The organism is Anoxybacillus pushchinoensis (genome assembly GCF_900111795.1).
Lineage (GTDB): Bacteria > Bacillota > Bacilli > Bacillales > Anoxybacillaceae > Anoxybacillus > Anoxybacillus pushchinoensis.
In genome coordinates, this window is record NZ_FOJQ01000089.1 from 1 (window position 1) to 5,782 (window position 5,782).

Annotated in this window: 5 protein-coding genes and 1 CRISPR repeat array; of the genes, 3 read left to right on the forward strand and 2 right to left on the reverse strand. The window is 41.8% G+C overall.

Annotation, left to right across the window (positions count from 1 at the left end; genetic code table 11):
- Positions 1–5: 5 nt before the first annotated feature.
- Positions 6–628: a CRISPR direct-repeat array (repeat unit 29 nt; unit sequence GTTTTATTTGAACGTAGTGGGATGTAAAG).
- A 123-nt stretch (positions 629–751) separates the two neighbouring features.
- A complete protein-coding gene (locus tag BM213_RS13925; RefSeq protein WP_244149311.1) occupies positions 752–1,441 on the forward strand; it encodes a DUF4405 domain-containing protein in 690 nt (229 codons plus the stop codon).
- A 105-nt stretch (positions 1,442–1,546) separates the two neighbouring features.
- Here the strand turns inward: BM213_RS13925 and sigK are convergent, their stop codons facing one another.
- A complete protein-coding gene (gene sigK, locus BM213_RS13930; protein WP_091705127.1) occupies positions 1,547–2,260 on the reverse strand; it encodes an RNA polymerase sporulation sigma factor SigK in 714 nt (237 codons plus the stop codon).
- A 175-nt stretch (positions 2,261–2,435) separates the two neighbouring features.
- On the opposite strand from sigK, the gene BM213_RS13935 reads away from it, so the two are divergent.
- Entirely contained in the window at positions 2,436–3,752 is a 1,317-nt protein-coding gene (locus BM213_RS13935; protein WP_167357424.1) for a TrkH family potassium uptake protein, read from the forward strand.
- Positions 3,753–3,916: 164 nt separating this feature from the next.
- Here the strand turns inward: BM213_RS13935 and BM213_RS13940 are convergent, their stop codons facing one another.
- Positions 3,917–4,282: a transposase gene (locus tag BM213_RS13940; RefSeq protein ID WP_318274889.1), complete on the reverse strand. Its 366-nt coding sequence runs from the start codon at positions 4,280–4,282 to the stop codon at positions 3,917–3,919.
- Between the two features lie 217 nt (positions 4,283–4,499).
- Here BM213_RS13940 and BM213_RS13945 point away from each other — a divergent pair, with 217 nt between their 5' ends.
- Positions 4,500–5,384 (forward strand): sulfite exporter TauE/SafE family protein, encoded by an 885-nt coding sequence (locus BM213_RS13945; RefSeq protein WP_091705132.1) that lies wholly within the window; start codon positions 4,500–4,502, stop codon positions 5,382–5,384.
- The last annotated feature ends 398 nt before the right edge of the window (positions 5,385–5,782 follow it).

Consider the following 5,782-nt stretch of genomic DNA (forward strand, 5'->3'; position numbering starts at 1 on the left):
AAATAGTTTTATTTGAACGTAGTGGGATGTAAAGTTCGTTTTTGGTTATGCTACTCACAAAAGCGAGGTGATGTTTTATTTGAACGTAGTGGGATGTAAAGGCGCCAACATGCGGTGTAATATCATCTTCGTTTTTCTGTTTTATTTGAACGTAGTGGGATGTAAAGGGAGCTGAGAAAATTCAGATGCTGCTTGGTGTCACGTTTTATTTGAACGTAGTGGGATGTAAAGCTGCCAATCGTCCCCGTATACTGTTCTATTGTCATGAGTTTTATTTGAACGTAGTGGGATGTAAAGGCAACTGCGCATGACACAAACGGTAGAAATGCCGACAGAAGTTTTATTTGAACGTAGTGGGATGTAAAGTTCGGTTGCTCTTTTTCTTCTTTATGCTGTGCGTTTGGTTTTATTTGAACGTAGTGGGATGTAAAGTTCGGTTGCCCTTTTTCTTCTTTATGCTGTGCGTTTGGTTTTATTTGAACGTAGTGGGATGTAAAGGATCCATTTTCTATCATCACATCATGGAAACAACGGGTTTTATTTGAACGTAGTGGGATGTAAAGTCTCCGCTTGGGAGCGTAATGAGAATCGTCCTTTAAGTTTTATTTGAACGTAGTGGGATGTAAAGTCGATACTCCCACATAGATAGGTTTTATTTGTACAAAAACTTCCCCCTTTCACTTAATTTTCACCATCGGCTAGTACATTTACGGTATACGGTAAATGATATGTGAATGCGGGGGGATATGTGTTGAGGAAAAATATTGTAAAAATCATATTAGATGTATCGTTGGCGATTACGTTTGTGTTGTTAATGAATCCGCGGGTGTTTAATGGCTTACTGTTTCATGAAGTGGCGGGATTAGTGATTGGTGTCGCTGTGCTTGTGCATATTGGATTAAACTATCAATGGGTTGTCCATACGGTGAAAAAAATATTCGATCGTTCGCTTTCGGGGAAAACGAGATTTAGTTTTTTGCTAAATGTATTATTGCTTCTTTCGATGACGGGGATTATTGTGACAGGTATTCTGATTTCGAAAGTTGTGTTTCCACATCTTCTTAGTGGCGAAAATCATGCGTTGCGTGAGATACATGATGTGTTTGCGAAATTGACGCTTTTGCTTGTTGGGGTGCATATCGCATTGCATTGGCAATGGATTATGGGCGTGTTTCGGAAAATGTTGAAAACAAAAGAAGGAAATTGGAACAAAAAGGCGATTGTGACTTCTGTCCTTATTCTTGCGTTATTTATAGGAAGTATGCAGTGGCTAGCAACCAATGTAAAGCCTAATGAGGCGTTTAAGCCGAAGTTTGAGCAAAAAGTAGCACAAGCGAGCGAAACATTTCCACCACCCGGAAAATTTCGTGAAAGACCACATGAAGAACATCATGGAAACAGCCATCCGTTGCTTGTTATTTTGGGACACTTCACATTTTGAACAGTTGTGATTGTTCCAGTTTACTACATCGAAAAACGAATGCGTCATAAACGACAAGTTCGTGTATAAAAACAGGTGTCCTGGGTTGGCAGGACACCTGTTTTATTATGATTCTTTTTTCCCTTTCTCGTGTTTATAACATTCGTGATATAGCTTCATTAACGCCCGTTTTTCAATGCGTGAAACGTAGCTGCGGGAGATGCCGAGTTCTTTTGCGATTTCACGCTGGGTGCGTTCCGGTTGCATGTTTAGGCCGAAGCGGCTAATAATGACTTGACGTTCACGTTCATCGAGAATGTGTAAATGTTGAGCAATATTTTCGAGCTCATTACTTTTTTCGATCATATCGATAATGTCTTCATCTTCCGATTTTAATACATCCAATAAACTAATTTCGTTTCCATCGCGATCTTGCCCGATCGGGTCATGTAATGAAACGTCTTTTCTCGTCTTTTTTAGCGAACGCAAATGCATAAGTATTTCATTCTCGATACAACGAGCAGCATATGTCGCTAGTTTTGTTCCTTTTCCTGTTGAATAGCTTTCAATTGCTTTAATTAAGCCGATTGTGCCAATTGAAATTAAATCTTCTGGATCTTCTCCCGTGTTTTCAAACTTTTTCACGATGTGAGCAACGAGACGTAAATTATGTTCGATCAGCTTATTTCGAGCATGTTCATCTCCTTTCGCCATCTGTTTCAAATACATCGCTTCCTCTTTTGCATCAAGCGGTTGTGGAAAGGCATTATTTTTTACATAAGAAACTAAAAAGACGAGCTCTTTTACAAACAAAGCAAGCGCAGAAAAAATCGTGCCCATGTTCGTTCACCTCACAGGTGGTCATTTGTTGCTTATGTATGTATATGCATTAGAAAACTTGTTCGTGTTTGGACACTTTATTTTCTTTTTCCTTCTTCGTTTAATGAAGAAAATGATATATAATCGTGAAATATAAAAACATGACGTGAAAGAAGGATGAGTCGTGCGAAAAGGAATGACAAAACCGTTAAAACTCAACCCACCGCAGTTGTTAGCACTTATGTTTCTTTTTCTCGTCGTTGTCGGTGGAGTGTTGTTGAAGCTGCCGATTGCGACAGAACGGGAAATTAGCTGGCTTGACGCATTATTTTTGTCGACGTCCGCAGCAACTGTAACGGGATTAGCACCGATTGATCCAGGATCTACATTTACCTTATTTGGAGAAATTGTTTTAATGGTGCTTATCCAAGTTGGTGGACTTGGAATTATGACATTTGCGGTGCTTGTCGTCATCGTCCTTGGCAAAAAAATTGGGATGAAGCAGCGCATGTTGATGCAAGAAGCGTTGAATCAACCGTCACTTGGGGGCGTCATCCGGCTAGCACGTAACGTGCTGTTGTTTTCCTTATTTATGGAGCTCGTTGGCGTGGCATTGTTGGCTATCGATTGGGTTCCGAAAATGGGTTGGACGAAAGGGCTTTACTACAGTCTTTTTCACACGATCGCGTCATTTAATAATGCTGGGTTTGCGTTATGGCCTGATAATTTATCCCAGTTTGTCGGTGATCCGATCGTGAACATGACTGTCACTTCTTTAATTATTATCGGTGGTCTTGGATTTACAGTCGTATTTGACGTGTTATATCAACGCCGTTGGAGAAAATTGTCCATTCATACGAAACTCATGTTAGTGATGACGCTTGTTGTGAATGTTGTAGCCATTGTTGCCGTATTTTTCTTTGAACAACATAATCCGAAAACGCTCGGTTCACTTTCGCTTCGTGAACAGCTTTGGGCCGCGTACTTTCAAGGCATTACACCAAGAACGGCAGGATTTAATACGATTGATATTGGCTCACTAGAACAACCGACAGCGATGCTTATGATTTTCCTTATGTTTGTTGGGGCAGGAAGTACATCGACAGGTGGAGGAATTAAACTGACGACATTTGCGGTGATCGTTTTTGCGGTGGTGAGCTTTTTAAAAGGGAAAGAAGAAACGGTCATTTGGCAGCGTACCATTCGTCATACAATCATTTTGCGTGCGTTAGCGATTGCATCGATGAGCATGTTGTTTATTTTTGTTGTGACGCTAGCTTTGACGCTTACAGAGGATGCATCGGTCCTTGCGCTCTTATTTGAAGTCGTGTCTGCGTTTGGCACAGTAGGGCTCTCCATGAATATGACACCGCATTTATCGTCAGTTGGTAAATTGCTTATCATTGTCGTCATGTTGTTTGGAAAATTAGGTCCGTTGACGCTTGTTTATTCGATTGCGAAGCCGAAAAAAACAAATATTCGTTATCCAAATGGCGATATATTGACAGGATGAACAAAGGCGAGGGAGCATCCCATACCCGTCAAGTTTAGTGTTAAGGGTCGTTGTGTCCATACGCAATGTTTGTGATCATTAGCTGAAGAAAAAGAATACCACATGTTTTAGGCATGCCAAATAACCCTCTTGGAGAGGGTTATTTGGCGTTTTTATGAATCTAATCAATAAATACCTAATTTAACCAAGAGATCCGATGCCGTTTCTTTTCCTTTCCTTCGATCCTTTCTTCCATGTTTTCTCAATAGAAGGAGGAGAGAAGAAAGGCTGATTTCTTCCTTGGATAGGCGCAAAAGCAGTTGTTGCCAATAGGATTGGAGAACATCTAGTGCTTTCCGTTCGCTGATTTGAATCCCTTCTGTTTGTTGCCAATACGTTCGAGCTTGAAACAGAAAGGTCTGAGTCGCCAAAATGGCAATCAACGTCCCATATACATGGCATTCGAACCGTTCTTTCTTCATCTTTTTCACTTTCTCCAAATCAAAAACGGACTTCCACGCTTTAAACAGCAATTCAATTTGCCACCGCAAAGAATAAAGCTCATAAACCTGTTGCCCATCAAACGACTCTTGGGGAGATGATCACATGTCAAATTCCGTTGGTTTACACTTAGACAAAACGGAGTTCAAATGATAAGTTTGAACTCCGTTTTATTTTTTTATAATTCATAGTTGACAACTATGATTACTTGGTATTAATATATAGATTAATGAAAATATTTCGATTATTTTGGGTGGAGGGAATAAAATGAAAAAGTTAATCGTGTTTGTGATTGTTGGGTTTATCGCTCAGCTCATCGACGGTTCGCTCGGAATGGGGTATGGGGTTACATCAACAACGCTGTTGCTTGCGTTCGGGATTGCTCCGGCGGTCGCTTCCGCCTCGGTGCATTTAGCGGAAGTGGTCACAACCGCAGCTTCAGGCGTATCTCATATTAAATTTGGAAATGTCGACCGCGACATGGTGATCAAATTAATTATTCCCGGATCGCTTGGCGCGTTTGTCGGCGCCTGCTTTTTAAGCAATCTTCCAGGAGATTTCATTAAACCATATATTTCACTATTTTTGTTGGCGCTTGGGTTTTATATTATGTATCGTTTTTTGTTTCTTTCTCCTAGACAGGATCAGCAACCGCCGCGAAAATTTTCGAATAAGCAGCTTGTTCCTCTTGGTTTAGTGGCCGGTTTTCTTGATGCCACTGGCGGAGGAGGATGGGGCCCGATTTCCACCCCTGTTCTTCTTGCGAATAAAGGAATGGAAGCAAGAAAAGTGGTGGGAACAGTTGATACATCGGAATTTGCTGTTGCTTTATCTGCTACCATTGGATTTGTCATTTCGTTAGGCTGGGAACAATTCAATTGGTTTTGGGTAGGAACGCTTATGTTAGGGGGAATCATCGCTGCGCCAATCGCCGCATGGCTTGTCCGCAAGATGCCATCCCATTTGCTCGGGGTTTTGGTTGGAGGATTCATCATTCTCATAAACGTTCGCACCTTGCTTCATGCATGGGAAACTCCTGGAAACTGGTATGCAACGATTTACGCAATCATCATATTTGGCTGGGCTGTTTCGATATGGTGGGCAATCCGCACACATCGGAAAGCGTCTCTATCTAATCATCTTGCGTCATAATGGCAAATAGAACAGAAATTTAGAGCGAAAAACAAGAATGACCTAAGCGATTTTGTCGCTTAGGTCTGGACCGCTGTCAACTACCCCCACTTAGCTAACGCTTGAAGCGGGGGCTTGCAACTCCCCAGAAGTGCGAACGGACTTCGTCCTCCCTCCTTGACTTGGGGTTGCATCAGGGGCAGGTTGACGACTACCCAACGACATAGGTCATGCCTATATCGCTACCGAGTGGCTCGGCATGTCTGTAGGCAGTACTTGACTTCCACGCACAACAGACGGATGTACGCTCGATGTTTTACGGTTGCAACGTTTCCTGCAACCAACTCCCTACATCGAGTAACGGGGATTGGAGTGCCTTGATTCAACGGTTTTCTCCACATTCTTATTCTATCATATAC

Bases quoted from the DNA above. Each gene is read 5' to 3' on its own strand.
- BM213_RS13935 (WP_167357424.1), top strand. From the start codon at position 2,436: ATGACAAAACCGTTAAAACTCAACCCACCGCAGTTGTTAGCACTTATG.
- sigK (WP_091705127.1), bottom strand. From the start codon at position 2,260: ATGGGCACGATTTTTTCTGCGCTTGCTTTGTTTGTAAAAGAGCTCGTC.
- BM213_RS13945 (WP_091705132.1), top strand. From the start codon at position 4,500: ATGAAAAAGTTAATCGTGTTTGTGATTGTTGGGTTTATCGCTCAGCTC.